General features: G+C 59.4%; 17 protein-coding genes, 1 tRNA gene and 2 pseudogenes. 12 read left to right on the plus strand and 8 right to left on the minus strand.

Annotation, left to right across the window (positions count from 1 at the left end; translation table 11 throughout):
* Window positions 1-2: 2 nt before the first annotated feature.
* The 6 genes from FJ958_RS16335 (at window position 3) to FJ958_RS16360 (ending at window position 5,719) form a co-directional block, all read left to right on the plus strand.
* A complete protein-coding gene (locus FJ958_RS16335) occupies window positions 3-1,097 on the plus strand; it encodes a microcin C ABC transporter permease YejB (protein ID WP_140744232.1) in 1,095 nt (364 codons plus the stop codon).
* Complete coding sequence (locus FJ958_RS16340) at window positions 1,097-2,242, plus strand: ABC transporter permease (protein WP_140744233.1); 1,146 nt, start codon at window positions 1,097-1,099, stop codon at window positions 2,240-2,242. Before FJ958_RS16335 ends, FJ958_RS16340 begins: the two co-directional genes overlap by 1 nt.
* 147 nt (window positions 2,243-2,389) lie before the next feature.
* Entirely contained in the window at window positions 2,390-2,623 is a 234-nt protein-coding gene (locus tag FJ958_RS16345) for a hypothetical protein (RefSeq protein WP_140744234.1), read from the plus strand.
* Window positions 2,623-3,123, plus strand: coding sequence for a PIN domain-containing protein (locus FJ958_RS16350; protein ID WP_140744235.1), 501 nt, complete (start codon window positions 2,623-2,625; stop codon window positions 3,121-3,123). The genes FJ958_RS16345 and FJ958_RS16350 overlap by 1 nt, the downstream gene beginning before the upstream one ends.
* On the plus strand, window positions 3,120-4,748 hold the full coding sequence (locus FJ958_RS16355; protein ID WP_140744236.1) for an ABC transporter ATP-binding protein: 1,629 nt from the start codon (window positions 3,120-3,122) through the stop codon (window positions 4,746-4,748). The genes FJ958_RS16350 and FJ958_RS16355 overlap by 4 nt, the downstream gene beginning before the upstream one ends.
* 29 nt (window positions 4,749-4,777) lie before the next feature.
* Window positions 4,778-5,719: a glyoxylate/hydroxypyruvate reductase A gene (locus tag FJ958_RS16360; RefSeq protein ID WP_140744237.1), complete on the plus strand. Its 942-nt coding sequence runs from the start codon at window positions 4,778-4,780 to the stop codon at window positions 5,717-5,719.
* A 26-nt stretch (window positions 5,720-5,745) separates the two neighbouring features.
* Here FJ958_RS16360 and FJ958_RS16365 read toward each other — a convergent pair whose 3' ends face one another.
* The gene (locus tag FJ958_RS16365) at window positions 5,746-6,105 is read right to left on the minus strand and encodes a hypothetical protein (RefSeq protein ID WP_140744238.1); all 360 of its coding nucleotides are present in this window, start codon (window positions 6,103-6,105) and stop codon (window positions 5,746-5,748) included.
* A 113-nt stretch (window positions 6,106-6,218) separates the two neighbouring features.
* The gene (locus FJ958_RS16370; RefSeq protein WP_140744239.1) at window positions 6,219-7,136 is read right to left on the minus strand and encodes a class I SAM-dependent methyltransferase; all 918 of its coding nucleotides are present in this window, start codon (window positions 7,134-7,136) and stop codon (window positions 6,219-6,221) included.
* A 151-nt stretch (window positions 7,137-7,287) separates the two neighbouring features.
* Here FJ958_RS16370 and FJ958_RS16375 point away from each other — a divergent pair, with 151 nt between their 5' ends.
* Both FJ958_RS16375 and FJ958_RS16380 read left to right on the plus strand, forming a co-directional pair.
* Window positions 7,288-8,295, plus strand: a complete 1,008-nt coding sequence (locus tag FJ958_RS16375; protein ID WP_140744240.1) for a ligase-associated DNA damage response exonuclease — start codon at window positions 7,288-7,290, stop codon at window positions 8,293-8,295.
* A 4-nt stretch (window positions 8,296-8,299) separates the two neighbouring features.
* Window positions 8,300-9,901 carry a cisplatin damage response ATP-dependent DNA ligase gene (locus FJ958_RS16380; RefSeq protein ID WP_140744241.1) on the plus strand — a complete coding sequence of 534 codons (1,602 nt, stop codon included), beginning with the start codon at window positions 8,300-8,302 and terminating at the stop codon, window positions 9,899-9,901.
* 105 nt (window positions 9,902-10,006) lie between these two features.
* On the opposite strand, the gene FJ958_RS16385 is transcribed toward FJ958_RS16380, so the two are convergent.
* Window positions 10,007-11,131 carry a hypothetical protein gene (locus tag FJ958_RS16385; protein WP_140744242.1) on the minus strand — a complete coding sequence of 375 codons (1,125 nt, stop codon included), beginning with the start codon at window positions 11,129-11,131 and terminating at the stop codon, window positions 10,007-10,009.
* A 310-nt stretch (window positions 11,132-11,441) separates the two neighbouring features.
* Here FJ958_RS16385 and FJ958_RS16390 point away from each other — a divergent pair.
* From FJ958_RS16390 to FJ958_RS16400, 3 genes are all read left to right on the plus strand, one after another.
* A tRNA-Thr gene (locus tag FJ958_RS16390) sits at window positions 11,442-11,517 on the plus strand.
* 414 nt (window positions 11,518-11,931) lie between these two features.
* The gene (locus FJ958_RS16395; RefSeq protein WP_140744243.1) at window positions 11,932-12,381 is read left to right on the plus strand and encodes a DUF4429 domain-containing protein; all 450 of its coding nucleotides are present in this window, start codon (window positions 11,932-11,934) and stop codon (window positions 12,379-12,381) included.
* Window positions 12,382-12,792: 411 nt separating this feature from the next.
* Window positions 12,793-14,601: an ATP-binding protein gene (locus tag FJ958_RS16400; RefSeq protein ID WP_181176407.1), complete on the plus strand. Its 1,809-nt coding sequence runs from the start codon at window positions 12,793-12,795 to the stop codon at window positions 14,599-14,601.
* A gap of 43 nt (window positions 14,602-14,644) precedes the next feature.
* Here the strand turns inward: FJ958_RS16400 and FJ958_RS16405 are convergent, their stop codons facing one another.
* From FJ958_RS16405 to FJ958_RS16420, 4 genes are all read right to left on the minus strand, one after another.
* Window positions 14,645-15,229: a hypothetical protein gene (locus FJ958_RS16405; protein WP_140744245.1), complete on the minus strand. Its 585-nt coding sequence runs from the start codon at window positions 15,227-15,229 to the stop codon at window positions 14,645-14,647.
* Window positions 15,230-15,260: 31 nt separating this feature from the next.
* Window positions 15,261-15,884 (minus strand): hypothetical protein, encoded by a 624-nt coding sequence (locus FJ958_RS16410; RefSeq protein ID WP_140744246.1) that lies wholly within the window; start codon window positions 15,882-15,884, stop codon window positions 15,261-15,263.
* Window positions 15,885-15,904: 20 nt separating this feature from the next.
* The gene (locus FJ958_RS16415; protein ID WP_140744247.1) at window positions 15,905-17,017 is read right to left on the minus strand and encodes an MBL fold metallo-hydrolase; all 1,113 of its coding nucleotides are present in this window, start codon (window positions 17,015-17,017) and stop codon (window positions 15,905-15,907) included.
* A 208-nt stretch (window positions 17,018-17,225) separates the two neighbouring features.
* Window positions 17,226-17,897: a hypothetical protein gene (locus tag FJ958_RS16420; RefSeq protein WP_140744248.1), complete on the minus strand. Its 672-nt coding sequence runs from the start codon at window positions 17,895-17,897 to the stop codon at window positions 17,226-17,228.
* Window positions 17,898-18,184: 287 nt separating this feature from the next.
* Here FJ958_RS16420 and FJ958_RS31995 point away from each other — a divergent pair.
* Window positions 18,185-18,292: pseudogene (locus tag FJ958_RS31995) on the plus strand (helix-turn-helix transcriptional regulator); the annotation flags it as partial.
* Between the two features lie 14 nt (window positions 18,293-18,306).
* Here the strand turns inward: FJ958_RS31995 and FJ958_RS32000 are convergent.
* Window positions 18,307-18,468: pseudogene (locus FJ958_RS32000) on the minus strand (IS630 family transposase); the annotation flags it as partial.

Raw genomic sequence — 18,468 nt, forward strand, 5'->3', positions numbered from 1 at the left:
TGATGGGCGCCTATATCCTGCGCCGCATCCTTTTGATGATCCCGACCCTGTTCGGCATCATGGCGATCTCCTTCGCCGTCATCCAGTTCGCACCGGGCGGCCCGGTCGAACAGGTCATCGCGAAGCTGACCAACCAGGGCGGCAGCGACCGCCTCGGCGGCGGTGGCGGCGATACGGGCGGTTCCAATTTCGACGCCGCCGGCGACGTCGGCTCGAAATATCGCGGCGCCCAGGGACTCGATCCAGAATTCATCAAGAAGCTGGAAAAGCAATTCGGCTTCGACAAGCCGCCGCTCGAGCGCTTCGGCATGATGCTCTGGAACTATGCCCGTTTCGACTTCGGCAACAGCTATTTCCGCGATATTTCGGTGCTCAATCTGATCCTTGAGAAAATGCCCGTTTCGATTTCGATCGGACTTTGGATCACGCTGCTGTCCTACCTGATCTCAATCCCGCTCGGCATCCGCAAGGCGGTCAAGGACGGCTCGCCGTTCGACGTCTGGACCAGCGGCGTCGTCATTGTCGGCTACGCCATTCCAGGCTTCCTGTTCGGCATCCTGTTGATGGTGCTGTTTGCCGGCGGATCCTTCTGGGACTGGTTCCCGCTGCGCGGCATCGTCTCGGACAATTGGGACCAGTTGTCATGGCCGGGCAAGATCGTCGACTATTTCTGGCACATGACCCTGCCGCTGACGGCGCTAGTGCTGTCGGCCTTCGCCACGACGACGCTGCTCACCAAGAACTCGTTCCTGGAGGAAATCCGCAAGCAGTATGTCGTGACCGCGCGCGCCAAGGGCCTGTCGGAAAGGCAGGTGCTTTACGGCCACGTGTTCCGCAATGCCATGCTGATCGTCATCGCCGGCTTCCCCGGCGCCTTCATCTCGGCCTTCTTCACCGGTTCGCTGCTGATCGAGAACATCTTCTCTCTCGACGGCCTCGGCCTGCTCGGCTTCAGGTCGGTGGTCGAGCGTGACTATCCGGTGGTGTTCGCCAACCTCTACATCTTCTCGCTTCTCGGACTGTTCATCGGATTGCTGTCCGACCTCATCTACACCTGGGTCGATCCGCGCATCGATTTCGAGCGGAGAGACGTCTGATGTCTGAGGCAAGCGTTACTGCCGGCGCGGTACCGGTGCGGATCCCACGGCCGTTTCTGTCGCCGCTCAACAAGCGCCGCTTGCAGAATTTCAAGGCCAACCGGCGTGGCTTCTGGTCGTTGTGGATTTTCCTCGTCCTGTTCGTGCTGTCGCTGTTTGCCGAATTCATCGCCAACGACAAACCGATCGTCGCCTCCTACAAGGGCGAAATCCTGTTTCCGGTGCTGGTGGCCTATCCGGAAGAAAAGTTCGGCGGCTTCTACGCCGTCACCGACTATCGCGATCCGGTGATCCAGGACGAGATCAACGCCAATGGCTGGATGATCTGGCCGCCGATCCGCTACTCCTACCAGACCGTCAACAACGCCATTCCCGAAGCCGCACCCGCAAAGCCGTCCTGGCGGTATGACGCCAAGACGCGCTGCAACCAGTATCCAAAAGGGGCTGATGATCCTGCCTGCATTGTCGGCAACTGGAACTGGCTGGGCACCGACGACCAGGCGCGCGACGTGTTGGCGCGCGTCATCTACGGTTTTCGCATTTCGGTGCTGTTCGGCCTGATCCTGACCGCCGGGTCGGCCTTGATCGGCGTCGGAGCCGGTGCCGTGCAGGGCTATTTCGGCGGCTGGACGGATCTGCTGTTCCAGCGCTTCATCGAAATCTGGTCGGCTATACCCGTGCTCTATCTGCTGCTCATCGTCGCCGCCATTCTGCCGCCGGGGTTCTTCATCCTGCTCGGCCTGATGCTCTTGTTCTCCTGGGTGGCGCTGGTCGGCGTGGTGCGGGCCGAGTTCCTGCGCGCGCGCAACTTCGAATATGTGAACGCGGCGCGCGCGCTCGGTGTGCCCAACCGCACCATCATGTTCCGGCATCTGCTGCCCAATGCCATGGTGGCGACATTGACCTTCCTGCCCTTCCTGCTCTCGGGCTCGATCTCGACGCTGACCTCGCTCGACTATCTCGGCTTCGGTCTGCCGCCCGGCTCGGCCTCGCTCGGTGAACTGCTGAAACAGGCACAGCGCAACCTCAACGCGCCGTGGCTCGGCATTTCCGGTTTCGTCGTCATCTCGCTGATGCTGTCGCTGCTGGTCTTCGTCGGCGAGGCGACGCGCGACGCCTTCGATCCGCGCAAGACGTTCAAATGAGAGGCAAACCGGCATTCGGAATGTTATATTCTCGGTGTGGCAATTCGCATAAAAGCGGCCGTATGCGTCAATTGGCGAAACGACTGGTGGCAGTGAGCGGTGAATCACAAGTGGCAGCCACGCCGCCCCCCATGAGAGGACCTCGCTATGAATAAGGTCATCCTTGAGCATTATCCGGCATCGAAACTCCCCGATGAATTGCGATCGGGTATAGCCCTGGGTGCCTCGGTCACGGTTACTGTAGAAGAGGAAGCCAAAAGGCCTCTCAGCCGCGAACAATTGCTTGAACTTATGCAAAATGCTCAGGCCAGCGCGCCGGGAACGAGCCTCGAAGAAGCTGTCGCGCGCGTTCGTGCCCTCCGTGATGAATGGGAGGATTGATGGCCGCCTTCCGGCTTTATATCGATACGAACATTTTCATCTACGCTTTTGAAAACAATGATGCACTCGCAAAAAAGCTGCTTCAGCTCATTTCATTGAACGGGGGTAGACAGCAGCCTTTCCTCGCGACAAGCGAGATCGTGTTGGCAGAGTTGATGGTTGATCCTCTGAAAAAAGGCAACGAGTCGCTTGTCGAGCTCTATGACAATATTTCGATTGGCAACGCCTTTGTCTTAGTTGGGACGGTAACTCGCGAGGTTCTGTGGCACGCGGCACAGCTCCGTTCGAAATTCGTTTCTCTCAGGCTACCGGATGCGATTCACCTTGCCGCGGCCATGCACTTCGGCTGCACGCAATTCCTGACTGCCGATACCAGGTTGAAAGATGCCTATTCTCTCGCGCCAGATCGACTCGTTCCTCCTCAATTGACAGCGGAAATTTCGATCATGCGACCGGAGATTTCCGCCCTGGACAAAGCTATCTCGGAAATCGAGGGATGAGTGCTCCCCTGCTCAGCGTACAGGACCTCAGCGTCGCCTTCAGGCAGGGCGGCGGCCAGTCCGTCGCCGTCGACCATATCTCCTTCGATATCGCCGAGGGCGAGACGGTGGCGCTGGTCGGCGAATCCGGCTCCGGCAAGTCGGTCTCGGCGCTGTCGGTGCTGAAGCTCCTGCCCTATCCCAGCGCCAGCCATCCCTCGGGCAAGATCCTGTTCCAGGGCGCCGACCTGCTGGCGATGAACGAGAAGCAGTTGCGCCAGGTGCGCGGCAACAAGATCACCATGATCTTCCAGGAGCCGATGACCTCGCTCAATCCGCTGCATACGATCGAGCAGCAGATCGTCGAGATCCTGAAGCTGCACCAGGGCATGGCCGACCGCCCGGCCAAGGCGCGCACGCTTGCGCTGCTCAACGAGGTCGGCATCCGCGATCCGCAGAAGCGGCTCGACGCCTATCCGCACCAATTGTCCGGCGGCCAGCGCCAGCGCGTCATGATCGCCATGGCGCTGGCCAACGAACCGGAACTCCTGATCGCCGACGAGCCGACGACGGCGCTCGACGTCACCGTCCAGGCGCAGATCCTGGAACTGCTGGCCGGCCTCAAGAGCCGCAAAGGCATGTCGATGCTGTTCATCACCCATGATCTCGGCATCGTGCGCAAGATCGCCGACCGGGTCTGCGTGATGACCAAGGGCAAGATCGTCGAGACGGGACCGACCAAGGACATCTTCGCCAACCCCCAGCACCACTATACGCGTCACCTCCTGGCCGCCGAGCCAAAGGGCAAGCCGCCAGCCGCCAATGCCGGCGCCAAGGCGGTGATGACGGGCAAGGACATCAAGGTCTGGTTTCCGATCAAACAGGGCTTCTTCCGCCGCACGGTCGATCATGTGAAGGCGGTCGACGGCATCGACGTCACCGTGCGCGCCGGCCAGACGCTGGGCGTGGTCGGCGAATCCGGATCGGGCAAAACGACGCTCGGCCTGGCGCTGGCGCGCATGATCTCCTCGACCGGAACCATCCAGTTCAACGGGCGCGACATCAACCAGCTCACTTTCAACGCCATGAGGCCGCTCAGACGCGAATTGCAGATCGTCTTCCAGGACCCGTTCGGCTCGCTCAGCCCGCGCATGTCGATCGCCGAGATCATCGAGGAAGGCCTGAAGATCCACGAACCGAGGCTTTCACCGGACCAGCGCGACGACAAGGTGGCCGCCGTGCTGCAGGAGGTCGGCCTCGATCCGGCGACCCGCAACCGCTATCCGCACGAGTTTTCCGGCGGCCAGCGCCAGCGTGTCGCGATCGCCCGCGCCATGGTGCTCAACCCGCGCTTCGTCATGCTGGACGAGCCGACATCGGCGCTCGACATGAGCGTGCAGGCACAGGTCGTCGACCTCTTGCGCAGCCTGCAGGCCAAGCACGACCTCGCCTATCTCTTCATCAGCCATGACCTCAAGGTCATCCGGGCGCTGGCCAACGACGTCATCGTCATGCGCAACGGCCAGATCGTCGAAGCCGGTCCTTCCGAACAGATTTTTGGAAAGCCGCAAACGGACTATACTCGGGCGCTCATCTCGGCAGCCTTCAAGATAGAGACGGCGCCAACCGGCACCGTCAGCGAGTGATTGGCATAAAAGGGACTAGACGAACCACGATGGAAAAAGGCCGCATCCTGCTTGCCGTCACCGGCTTTCATCCGCAGCGCTGGCGCGACCTGTTGTCGGCCGAGCGCGAGGTGGTGCTGGAGCCGGATGGCGCCAAGGATCCATCGATCACCTACGCGGTGGTGTGGAAGCAGAAGCCGAATATTCTGGCGTCGCTGCCCAATCTGCGCGCCATCTTCTCGATCGGCGCCGGCGTCGACCATATCTTCGCCGACCCCGGCCTGCCCGATGTGCCGATCGTCAGAGTCGTCGCCGACAATCTCACCCAATACATGACCGAATATGTCGTTTGGCGGGTGCTCGACCATCATCGTCAGGGCCTGCTCTACCGGTCGCAGCAGCCGAAGAAGATCTGGCGCGAGGCGCAGCAACGGCCGGCCGAGGACATTTCCGTCGGCATTATGGGGCTCGGCAATCTCGGCCGCGCCGCGGCCTCGGTGCTTCTGTCGCTCGGCTTCGCGGTCAATGGCTGGTCGCGCACCGACCGGCCGATGCAAGGGGTCGCGACCTATTGCGGCGAGGCCGGATTGATCCCGTTCCTCAAGGCGACCGATATACTGGTTGTGCTTTTGCCGCTGACGCCGGACACCCAGGGCATAATCAATTATGGCGTGCTGAAGGAACTGAGGAAACGCAACGGCCTCGGCGGCTCGGTGCTGATCAATGCCGGACGCGGCCGCCTGCAGAAGGACACCGACATCGTGCGGGCGCTGGACGACGGCACACTGAAGGAGGCGAGCCTCGACGTCTTCGAGGTCGAACCGCTGCCGAAGACCAGCCCGCTGTGGAAGCATCCGAAAGTGTTCGTCACGCCGCACGCCGCGGCGACCTCCGATCCGGTCCATCTGGCGCCGATCATGCTGCGCCAGATGGACGCCTTCGAGCGCGGCGAAAAGCTGGAGAATCTGGTGGACCGCAAGGCGGGATATTAGCTGGACTTTACCCTCGCCTGGTCAGGTTAGCCAGGCAGCGCGAGCTTCTTCTGCTTGTCCGGCTTGCCGCAGTCGCGGCGGTCGATGGACCGGTTCATGGCATCGATCTCGCCTGACGCCTTGTCGCTGTCGCGCTGGGCCTCGGAGCGTATGTCGGGCGTGAACGGGCCGAAGCCCATGGCGGGATTGGAGAAGGTCGGCTTCGCGGCAGTCGGAAGGTTGTATTGCTGCGCCAATCCATTGCGCTGCGCCAGCAGTTGATCGCATGGCACGCTGTCATACTGCAGCGAGGACTGGATGTTGGCGTCCTGGCGCTCCGACATCGAATTACCCACGCAGCCGGCCGTCGCCAGGCAAGATGCCAAGACCATCATGTTCCAGCGCATCTGATATGCTCCTCCAGATATCCCGCCCTGATGCGACCAGATCGCAAATATCAGTCGCGCACGCAAATCCGACTTTTTCGCAGCAGCGTCATTGCATGACGACCATCCACAAATCATGCGGCGTGACCTTTTCGGGCCACGACCGCCAGCCCGTTGACGGGCTGGCGGCGATCCTGCCGGATGGTTGTCGGTTTCAGTGTCAGGATCGAAAATCCATTGGCCTCGAGTATGCGCCTGACATAGCTATCCGAGTGTGCATAGCGCCGGGAGGGTTGCAGAGCGAAATCGCCGCCATCCACCAGGCTCTCGACCGAGAACACAAACAGGCCACCGCCGGCGAGCAGGCCGGCAACTGTCGCCACGATGCCCTCCAGCGCGCCGATGTAGATCAGAACATCGGCTGATGTCACCAGATCGGCCTTCTCGCCCGGATAGGAAAATCGCTGCAGATCCGCTTTGGTCAGCGCGTCATAAACGCCTTTTGCCCGCGCTTTCCTCAACATGCTGGCGGAGATGTCGACTCCTTCCAGCCGGTCGACGATCGGCCTCAGCCTCTCGCCCATCAGGCCGGTGCCGCAGCCGAGGTCGAGCGCCAGGCGGAAGCGCCCCGGCTCTGCCTGGCGGATGATGGCGTCGAGCACACCCGGCAGCCGGTAGTCGAGCTTGCCGACCAGCATCTCCTCGAATGTCTCGGCATAATGATCGAAAAGCGTCTCGACAAAGGCACTGGGCGGCGCGGTGGCAACCGGTCCCCTGCCGATCAACTGCAATTTGAGGGCCGCGCCCTGGCGATCGGCGGGGTCCAGTTTCAGCGATGTCGTCCAGGCCTGCGCCGCGAGGTCAGGCCTGCCGGCGGCTTCCTGCATCTCGCCAAGGCGAAACCAGCCCATGGCCCATTGCGGCGCCAGGTCCAGCGCAGCAAGCAGCAGCTCGGCCGCCTCGGCGTGATCGCCCGAGGCAAAGAGCATCTCGGCATAGTCGGCACGACGATCGGCGTTCAGGTCGCCCGACGAGGTCTGAAGCGGTTTCATGATGATGGTTCCACCGGCGGAGGCGTCCGGCTGCATGTCCATGTAGAGCAAAACATGTCGAAGCTGAACCGAATTGCGCATCCTTTGTCGAGGAGTCAGCAGTCTCCGGTGACAGGCTTCCCGTGGCGGAATTATATCCTATCTTGGGACGATGCGCGCCAGCGACCTGCTTCATCCCCGGCCCGAGGGCCTCTACTGCCCGCCCGGCGATTTCTTCATCGATCCGGTGCGGCCGGTGAACCGGGCGCTGATCACCCACGGCCATTCCGACCATGCGCGCTCCGGTCACCGCTCGGTGCTGGCGACGCAGCAGACGCTCGACATAATGGGCCTTCGCTATGGCGAGGATTTTGCCGAAATCTGCCAGGCGGCGCGGCTCGGCGAGACGATCGTCCTCGACGGCGTCAGCGTGAGCTTCCATCCGGCCGGCCATGTGCTGGGCTCGGCGCAGATCTCCGTCGAGCATCAGGGCACGCGCATCGTCGCTTCCGGCGACTACAAGCGTCAGAAGGATGCGACCTGCGCGCCCTTCGAGCCGATCCGCTGCGACGTGTTCATTACCGAGGCGACCTTCGGCCTGCCGGTGTTTCGCCATCCACCCGATACCGAAGAGATCGCCCGCCTTTTGAAATCGGCGGCGCAGTTTCCCGAACGCTCGCACTTGGTCGGCGCCTATGCGCTGGGCAAGGCGCAGCGCGTGATGCGGCTGTTGCGCGATGCCGGCTACGACAGGCCGCTCTACATCCATGGCGCGCTGGCCAGGCTCAGCGACTATTACCAGAGCCAGGGCATCGATCTGGGAACGCTGGAACCGGCGACGGTGGAAGGCGGCAGGCAAGACTTCGCCGGCGCCATCGTGGTCGGGCCGCCAGCGGCCTTCGCCGACCGCTGGGCGCGGCGCTTTCCCGATCCGATCTCGTGCTTCGCGTCGGGCTGGATGCGCATCCGCCAGCGCGCCAAGCAAGGCGGCGTCGAACTGCCGCTGATCATATCGGACCATGCCGACTGGGACGAGCTGACCGCCACCATCAAGGAGACCGGCGCCGAGGAGGTCTGGGTCACGCATGGCCGCGAGGAAGCGCTGGTGCGCTGGTGCGAACTCGAAGGCATCGCCGCCCGGCCGCTGCATCTGGTGGGCTATGAGGACGAGGGCGATTGACGGCATGAACCGCTTCGCCGAACTCCTCGACCGCCTTGTGCTGACCCCGTCGCGCAACGGCAAGCTCACTTTGCTCACCGATTATTTCCGCAGCGTCGAGGATCCGGATCGCGGCCTGGCGGTGGCCGCGATCACCGGCGATCTCAAAATCGCGGCGGTCAAACCGGCGATGCTGCGCATGCTGGTCACCGAACGCATGGACCCTGTGCTGTTCGGCTATTCCTACGACTATGTCGGCGATCTCGCCGAGACGGTGTCGCTGGTCTGGCCGCAAACACCCGGCAAAATCCCGAACCGCGAGCCGACGCTTGGCGAGGTCGTGGCCAAACTGCAGGCGGCGAGCCGATCCGACGGACCGAAGGTCCTGGCGGGGCTGCTCGACAGCGCTGGCATCTCGGCGCGCTTCGCCATCATCAAGCTGGTCACCGGAGGCCTGCGCATCGGCGTCTCGGCGCGGCTCGCCAAACAGGCGCTGGCGGATCTCGGCGAGGTCGATGTCGCCGAGATCGAGGAGCTCTGGCACGGCCTGTCGCCGCCCTACACCGCGCTGTTCGCCTGGCTGGAAGGCAAGGCCGACAAGCCTCGGAACACGGCGATGGCGCTGTTCCGCCCGGTGATGCTGTCTAACCCGGTCGGTGACGGCGATCTCGAAAAGCTCGACCCCGCCGATTATGCGGCCGAATGGAAATGGGACGGCATCCGTGTGCAGGGGGTAGCGGAAGGGGGCATCCGCCGGCTTTATTCGCGGACGGGCGACGATGTCTCCGGCGCTTTTCCCGATCTTGCCGACGCCATGCATTTTTCCGCGGCACTCGATGGCGAATTGCTGGTCGGGGATCCCCGAGAGGCGACAGGAACCTTTTCGGACCTGCAGCAGCGGCTGAACCGCAAGACGGTGACGCCGAAGATTCAGCAGCAATATCCGGCCTTCATGCGCTGCTACGACGTGCTGCAGATCGGCGCCGAGGATTTGCGCGCACTGCCCTTCCGCGAACGGCGCGGCCGCCTCGAAGCCTTCGTCAAGACACTCGACCCGAGCCGTTTCGACCTGTCGCCCTTCGTGGCGTTCACGGATTGGCAGGCGCTTGAAGACCTGCGCCGTTTGCCGCCGCATCCGATCATCGAGGGCGTGATGCTGAAGCGCTGGGATTCGCCCTATGTCGCCGGGAGGCCCAAAGGCCCGTGGTTCAAATGGAAGCGCGATCCGCACACGGTGGACGCCGTGCTGATGTACGCCCAGCGCGGGCACGGCAAGCGGTCGAGCTTCTACTCGGACTACACGTTCGGCGTCTGGTCGGGGACCGAGGGCGAGGAGGAACTGGTGCCAGTCGGCAAGGCCTATTTCGGCTTCACCGATGAGGAACTGAAGCAGATCGACAAATATGTCCGGGACAACACGGTCGAACGTTTCGGGCCGGTGCGCTCGGTGCGGGCCGACCGCGACAATGGCCTGGTGTTGGAAGTCGCCTTCGAGGGGCTCAACCGCTCGACCCGGCACAAATCCGGCGTCGCCATGCGCTTTCCCCGCATCTCACGGCTGCGCTGGGACAAGCCGGCCAACGAGGCCGACCGCATCGAGACGCTGCAGGCGCTGCTGGACCGCTAGGGCAATTCCAGTGTGCAGCCGCTTTCCGCCCGGAATGACCCAAGGCAACGAGTTAGAGCGGGTCAACGATTCTATCAAACGCTGAACCGCTCTGACTGCTCGCAACTACGGCTCGACCGAGACGCGGATCTCGTAGATGTTGACCGCCTTGCCTTGTTTGTCGAAATCGGAATTGACGGCAATGGTTCCGGCCGAGCCCGGATGCTTGTTGGGGAACTGCACGTCGAACAAATATTCGTTTTTCTGCTGGCCGACCGCGTAGCGCTTGCGGCCGCAGTCGCCGAGCTCGCCGAAATTGCAGTCGACGGAAATCTGCGTGTCCTTGCCGTCCTCGGCGCGGGCGACGATGTCGAACATGGCGTGCTTGCCGGCGAGCTTCTCCAGCACCCCCTGCCCGACGTCGAAAACGATCGCCGAACCAGAGGCGCCGGACTGGATGCGCAGGAACGAGCCGGTGTCGTCCTTCATCACCTCTGCCTTGGCGTCCGAGGGGGCGGCGACATGTGTCGGGTCGTTCGGCGAGAACACATTGATCCAGTCACGCGACTGGTCCGGCGCGCCCGGCTTTGCCGGCGCGTTGGCGCCGTCGGCCGGCGTGAAATCGTCGCCCTCGACGGTCGGCGGCGCCTCCGGCGGCGCTGTATTGAGCTGCGCCGCCGTCTTGAACACGCCGGTCTGCATGGCGAAAAACAGGCCGATGCCGATTGCTGCAAGCAGGGTCACCGTGAAGAAGATCGCGGTCAGCGGCAGGCGTCGTCCGCGAATGCGCCGTTCATCGCGGTCCGGCGCCACTTCGGTCGCGGCTCCCGGCGCGGCGGGGGCTGCGATGTCGATAGCGTCCGGCATGATGTCGGGAACGACCGGCAGCACGCGCGAGCGCGCCGCGTCGGATGCCGGGTGTACAGGGCCGTCCACGGTAAAGGCGGGCGATGGCGCCTCCTGTCCCGTCTCGACCGCCGGCGCTACGCCGGCCGTGGGCCCGGCCACCGGTGCGTCGATCTGCGGGGCGACGTCCGGCACCGCCGGCAGGAATTCGGATTCGATTTCGGTGATCTTCGCCTGGATCGCCTTGCGGCGCTTGATGGCGACTTCCACGGTCACGCCGGGATTGGACTGGAGCGCGCGGTCGAGCGCGGCAAAGGCCGACCGGTAGACCCTCTCGCGAAACGCGCGGTCCTCGGCATTGCCCTTTTCCAAGGCGTTCCGGATCGCTTTTTCGATCGCGTCCAAGCGAGATCCCTCTGCAAATTGTCCAACCCCGCGTGATGGTTAGCCGCAGGCGACCAATCAATCAACGGGCGGACGGCCGCATTCTGCCTCGACAGCGTGTCCAAAGTCCATCTTGGCGATGTTCCGGCAAACAAAATCGGACCCTGTCTGCGATTTTCACGCGCAAGGACGGGCGAACCGTGCCGCAAGACCGATCCGAGGCCGGCTTTCGATCCTGACGGAAGCCCGTGCAGAATTGCCAAGTCGCATCTTGAATTCGCAGCCAGTTGAGTCTATCACCCAGCCCATCTTGGAGGCCTTGGCCTCCCGGGCCGCTTTAGCTCAGTTGGTAGAGCACATCATTCGTAATGATGGGGTCAGGTGTTCGAGTCACCTAAGCGGCACCATTCCCCTACTGAAAATGCTTTATTTCCAGTATGATACAGAAACTGTATGGATTTCAATCCACCTGAAAATCCACCTCAGAGTGCTTCGTTGGCAGGCCTATGAGGGTCGCGTCCAGCCCGTAATATGGCTGTGGAGGCGAAGGTATCAGTCATCAGATTTAACAATCCCGCTTACCTTGTAGGCGGTAGCAAGGTTGCCAATTGGTCGCCCTTTGGTTCTGTTTCGATAAAACAGAGAATCTGAAACCGGACATACCCTTGGCATGTCGTCAAGCACGTATTTCTCGTGCATTGTAGCCGCGCTTGCCCAGGGGGAAACCCGCCATGAGTCCCAACGCAGCCATTTCTGCTGATTGACAGTCCTCAAGGCGGGATAGCTGTGAGATAGTTCGGCAAGTTTGCGGAGGGGAGAAGATGCTGATTCAAGGGGTTGGTGGGGCTATAGATGTGCAGGCAGACAGGCTCGTTATCAAGCGCGAAGGCGTACTGAGCTTCATGACCCACGGCTTGAAGGGCGATAAGACTATCCCGTTCACCAGTATCACCGCTGTCCAGTTTAAGAGCGCGGGGGCGCTCACCAACGGATATATCCAGTTTTCGGTTCAGGGAGGAGTTGAAAATAGGAACGGCCTGTTCGCCGCCACATCGGACGAGAACAGCGTCATATTCAAAGCCGCCCAACAACCGATTTTTGCGAAATTGCGTGAACTCGTAGAAGGCAAGATCTCGTCACTCAAAACGGCGGCAACTCCGGCACCAATCTCGGCTGCGGACGAAATTGAGAAACTGGCATCTCTTCGCGAACGGGGAATTCTTTCGGAGCAAGAATTCCAGCAGCGAAAGAAGGCGGTCCTTGAAGGATAAAGCGTGCCCAGCCTGCCGTGCGGCTGGAAAGCCCCGCTGTTCGGCACGAGAAAGCCCAACAGCGCCCGACGGAGCGATGAGCCATAGGAAACGAAAGCAAGCTCATATCGGGCCCAGCGGATTGGGACCGGCCCCCTCCCAACGACCACTGCACTGGCCCTCCAGCCGGATGTCCCTGGACATAAGGCTTGTCGCGTGGTTGGCAAGCGTAGCCAGTATGGGCGCACAAGCAGCAGTGTCCGGGCTCTTGTCGGCCGTGACAACGCCAACTGCCCGCCAAGCCCACCAGGGCAGTATCGGTCCTTTCTGAAGCCGCCCCATAATCCCTGCCGCGCTAGCTTTCTTTCCAGGTATTTGGTCTGATAAGAAAATCCGACCGCACACCTCCTGTAAATGCGCAAGAGTTCCCCAATGAAAGTTAATCAGCTGCGCCTCGTTGGATTTAGCAGCTTCGCAGATAGCGGTTGGATCCGGTTTTCCGATGGGATCAACATAATTGTTGGTCAAAACAACTCGGGAAAAAGTGCACTCTTGGTCTCTTTGAGGCAGGCACTTGAGGACAATAGGCACCGAGGCGAAGACCGATTCTTGTCCGAAAGCCTCCAGCCGCCGGTACAGGAAATCGACTTAGAAGTACCTGGAGCTCAATATCGGCGCGCATTCCTCCGCAGGGGTGGACAAATATACTGGCCGTTCCAGCGAGAGATACAAACAGGAAAGGAATCGTTCGAGAATTATATCCACGAGGGGACAACGACATGGAAATTGAGCCGCACTTCTGGGCAGCAAGCTTTTTTTGCGCGTGAATCTCCATCAACCGGACTTTTTCACGGCCCCGCGACAATTGCGACCCAAATTTCGGCAAGGGACGGAGAGTTTACAATCCTTGCAGATTCAACAGGTGCGGACACTGCTGCCGAAGTGCTTCAGAATGTCTGGGTAGAAAACTCGTTCTATTTTGACGCGCAGCGGTTCAATCTTGGTAGAAGCCCGTTCTCAAACCCAGAGCAGCTCGACGGCACCGCTGTGAATTTGCCAGCGTACCTAAATCGAATGCAGGGCAATCGGCCGGGAATATTTCGACGTTTGATTGAGCATTTGCGTGAAATTTTTTCTACCGTCGGGAACCTGAGCGTCGGCCCGGTTGGTGGGGCCGAATTGGAAGTCCGAGTCTGGCCGACCGAAGAGCAAAACTACTTTGAGCTCAGCTTCGGTCTTAATAGTTCTGGAACCGGATTGTCGCAAGCTATCGCCATCTTGACAGTAGCACTTACGATGCGTGGCGCAGTGCTAATGATAGATGAGATCAGCAGCTTCCTTCATCCCGCCGCTGCAAAATCTTTGCTAAGGATTTTGCAAATATATTATTCCGACAATCAGTATATTGTTACCACTCATTCAGCTGAGGTGCTGAGTGCGGCTTCGCCCTCTATTGTCCATTTTGTAGAAAAGGACGGATTTAGGTCCCAGATAGCGAGCGTCGATTTAGGAAATCTCCAGGATTTGCAAAACGTAGCCGGTCAGCTCGGAATATCAATGACCGACGTGTTTTCTGCAGAACGAATAATTTGGGTTGAGGGTTCTACCGAGGAGCTTTGCTTCACGTATCTGTACGAAACCAACAATCCAATTCCACACTCGACCAAGTTTGTGTCGGTCGTAGCCCCCAGCGACTTCTCTCAAAAAATACCCCGGCGGAAGCTAATTCTGGATATCTACGAGCGCCTTAGTCGCACAACTCTGCCGCTTGTGAAGTCGGTGACATTTGGATTTGACACCGAGGATTTGTCGCCACAACAGAAGGCAGACCTTATCCGCCAATCTGTCGACCGCGTTCGCTTTCTGCCTCGTAGGAATTTTGAATCCTACCTTATTAATGCTTCCGCCATAGGGAGCCTCATAGCTGAGCAGCTACATGACATAAACGCGGAGGACGCCGTTGAACGCGTTGAGAGCGCATTGTTGGCTTCTGCAGGCGACCCAGCGTTGAAGGCGAAGGCCCAATGGAAGGGGGATTTGTCGAGCGAAGCTTGGCTGGCCAGAGTCGATGGGGCCAACCTCATCAAAACGGTCTGCAGTCATGTTAGTGGCGCGCGCTTTTCTTTCGCGAAGTCAGTGCACTCCCTCTATCTGCTCCAGAAAATTGCGGCTAGCGATCCAGATTCGCTTGCCGAGCTTAGGGCCTACGTTGGCGAGTTGGTCGAAATTTCAAAAAAATAGAATGGAAGTTGGCCCACGGAGTTACCCACTGCCGATGAGGCGGTCAGATCACTGGACCATCAGGACGTGACCAGCCAGTCATCTCGGTGGCTCCCAGAAAGAAGTTAAAGACCATCGCGCTTGTGATGTAGCGCTCTCGCGGGTCCTTCAATTGTTCTGACGCGCCGGGAAACGCCATAAGCACACCGCTTTCCGGCTCGCCGACGGCGTAGGAATTAGGTGGATGCTCATCTTTGACATAGTTATCGACAAGCTTCAGGTTTTCGCATCGCGATTTGATTTCCGGGTGACTGAATGAGTCGATATCGGTCCGATGCGCGAAACGATTGCGAATCTCCTTCATGTTTTGCAGATCAGTTTGCGCGGCGGCGCTGATATAGCCGAAGAGATAGCCGACGTTTATTTTGGCACTGAAGCTGCCCAGGGCCGCACTGGAATGGAAAAGAGCTGCAGCCAATTTCTCTGAAAGATCGCCCTTCGGGAAGCGCGATTGGAGACATTCCGCCAATCGCTGTTCAACGATTGACGCTGCGACGACGCCTGCGGCTCGGTCTGAATCCTTAGTGAGTTGGGTGAAGGCAGTAGCGCCTATTCGTTTGTCGCCTTCGCCGTGGAAAAAGATGACCATGAAGACGTTTCCGATCTGAATGCGCCCCGAATTATGCGACCTTGTCAGCCTTGCGCGCCAGCACCGTTGTCACGAAGCGAACCCCATACGTTGCCGCTGCATGACGGACAATCAAAAACTGCGCCAGCAAAACTACGCAATAGATGAGCGACACCCTGAGGGATTGCACCAGAAAAAAGGAAGCCGTTCCAAAGCCGAGGAAGAATAGGAATGAGAATGCCGCATAGTCACGCGTGAATAGAAATTCCCTGTGTGACTGGACGACCGCAGGGTCCTTCTCCGTGTCCTTATAGAGCCTATACCAAGCCCGATTTTCCTCACTTGGCGTACTCGGAAAATCTTCCCCCATGGTCTTTCTAATTCGGGCCATATCTATCCGAGGATCTCCCGGTCCATGTTTGCTGAAGGCTCGATGACCCGGCAAGGCAAAGTGCCATCTTAGAAACACCAGCCGCGCTTTCGCTGCGGCGTTTAGGAGGCCGTTAGCGATTGATGTAACGATCAGCGCCAAGCCTACAGGCAAGAGGTTTGCAGCCCCTTCTAAGAGGCCTTTGATGCCTGATACGGCGATGGCGTCGGATTGTGCGACTGCATAGAACAACGCGAAATTCGCAGCGATTGTAAGCCAGAGTTGCCAACGGTTCTGGTCTTTCAACGAGCGCGGAGGTCCGTCCGTCACGTGTATTCCTCGACTTGGGTATAGAATGGCAGGTTTTCTGCGTCGCCATATCCCTCACGCTTCGGAAAGCCGCCCCAGTGAATTTTTCCGGTGCCTTGGGTTGCAACTATATATCCCCCGCGTCGCTTGAAGGCATTGAGAACGATCCGACGGGGATGCTTCACGTCGTCCTTAGGTGCCGAAACAAAAGCACTGAACCGCGTGGGGGAACCCTCCGGCTGAATCTCCCCCAAGAGACGTGTCAAGATCGTTGGTCCGACATTCCGGCGGCTTCCATGATGAGGGATCTGAACAAAGCTGAAACTCTTAAGGGGCAGGCCCAAGCTGTCGGCATAGTTTGCGGCCCATCGTAGGCCATTTGTTCCGGTGTCGGCGGTGAGCAGCACGCGGGCATCATCGTCAAACGAACCGTAGAGCACTACGCTCGATTCGTTACTTGCGCTTGTGATGCCGCCATCGCGCAGCCGTTCATCCTCCCAGGTTTCAGTCGTCCAACTTTGCATCGCGGCCTTTGCTGCCTCTAGCAGCTTGCGAGCGAGAGACTCCTTACCCAGCCACATGTGAGCAGCTTCAATCGTCGCCTGATCGGGGTCCGGAGTCTTTTCGAATTGCGGAAGCAAATAGTTGTAAGTCTCGCGGCTGGGCGAACATACGCGGAAAGGGCCGATGTCCGCTCCCTCGAAGGGGAAGAAGATGTTGCAGCCGGCGGCAACGGCCAGATCATAGATTTCGCTGAGCGTTCCATACTCAGCTTTGATAGCCTGCTTTAGCCCCTCCGCGGTCCACCGCTTGTCCGAAAAAAGATGCCGGGACTCGTCCGCAAGAAGCCAGGGGATGTGCATCCAAAGATTTTTTACAGGAATCGCGCTCAAAACAGTCCGCAATCCCGACGCGTGATCGGAATCAGAATGAGTCAGCACGACATGCTCCAAAACAGGAAATGGACCAAAGTGCTTTTTTAGATGCGCAACAACGTTTTCCCCAGTTTCCGCATGTCCGCCGTCGACCAACATTAACTGATAGGCAGTGGGGTATCCGTAGCGTACTACGATGGCGTCGCCGGCTTTTGAACCGTCGCCCACCGGTAAAAACTCAATTTCGCAGTGCATATCCTGTTCCCCTCTCGGAAGCGCGTTTTACATCGAACCGAGAGCTTTGCGAAGCTAGGGGAAGTAAGGATCCCAAGGTAATTCAAACTTCTTTGTGAATTTGTTTGTCGGTCGGGGTGTTTGTCTTGGAGCGTTTTCACGACGTATTCCAGTGCCCGCTCGGACAGTGTCAAGCGCGTGGCGTCCAGTGATCCCGATAGGACTATGCTCACTGAACTTTCATGGAGACGGCGTCAGGCCACAGGCTGCCAGCTGCGGTGCCTGTCAGGGTGAAATTGGACAGGAACGCGTTCTGAAAAACTGTGTTGCCTCCGCTAAGAACCAGATTGCCGTCCTTCAAGGTGTAATATGCTTCAAAGCTGAGTATCCTACTTTCATCTTGAGCAAAGTCAGCCTCGGATAGGTGCGCCAGCGCTTGCTCTTGGGTCGTGAAACACCGGTTTCCTGCTGGAACCAATCCGCCGTCGTTCTGGTAAAAACCGTTCGCGCTAGAGCTGGCAGCGTTAGATACGAAGCGTCCCTGTATATAAACAACGCCTATGTACGGGTTCATGAGAGAATCAGTTCTACGGACATCAACAGATACTGATGCATCCGATTGTAACTTCATGGCGGCAAACGTGTTGTTAGCACAGCGCCATAAAAATACGTCCCCAGAACCTGCCAACTTACTCCATATTCCCGCAAGAGCTGCCACCCCTTCTTTCACGGCCGGACCAGAGGAGTCGGCATTGCTGGTGACGACCTGCGTAGCTGAACTAGGTTGCGAATGGCTTGATTCGCCACTGCCGACGCGGCTTTGCGGAACAGGCGGCGAATTGCGCTCCGTTGCTATCGGACGGGCCTCAGCGTTGGCAGAAACTTCCTTGGCCTCGGCCATAAGTCCAGAGTTGGCCGTGCTGTCCAATGCGCCGGGACTGGCGCCGGCGTGATACCCACCGACAAATCCGACGACAAACGACGTGAAGCTGCATGCCACGATTAGCGACAGTACTGACCAGATTGGCAGCTGCGTTCTGTGGGTCGTTCGTGGTCGCATAGTGGTCTTTGCGTCACTGCCCATCACAGTCGCCCCCAGCCACTCGGTGACCGAGCCGATGCGCACCGAGTGGCAGATACATACTATAGTTGATACGATTCCTGCGAGTAAATTGCGACCGGTTGCGTATGGACATGCGCATGTTGGTCGGCAGAAATTTCGCCCGCCTGCGTCGGGAGAAGAACCTGACCCAGGAAGACGTCCAAGCGCGTTCGGGCTTCAGTCAGCAGTATCTTAGAGCAGAATCTGATCACTCAGGCTCGTAACCTGCGGCGCTGAAGTAGTTTGTGCATTCCTCGGCGGTGAAGCGGGGCAGCGCGTCGCGGATAGTGTCCCAGAGCTCGGGGATGTTGCGGGCGGCGGCTTTCCTGAGGATCGACTTCAGCTTCGAGAAGGCATTTTCGATCGGGTT

Source organism: Mesorhizobium sp. B2-3-5, from assembly GCF_006442395.1.
GTDB lineage: Bacteria > Pseudomonadota > Alphaproteobacteria > Rhizobiales > Rhizobiaceae > Mesorhizobium.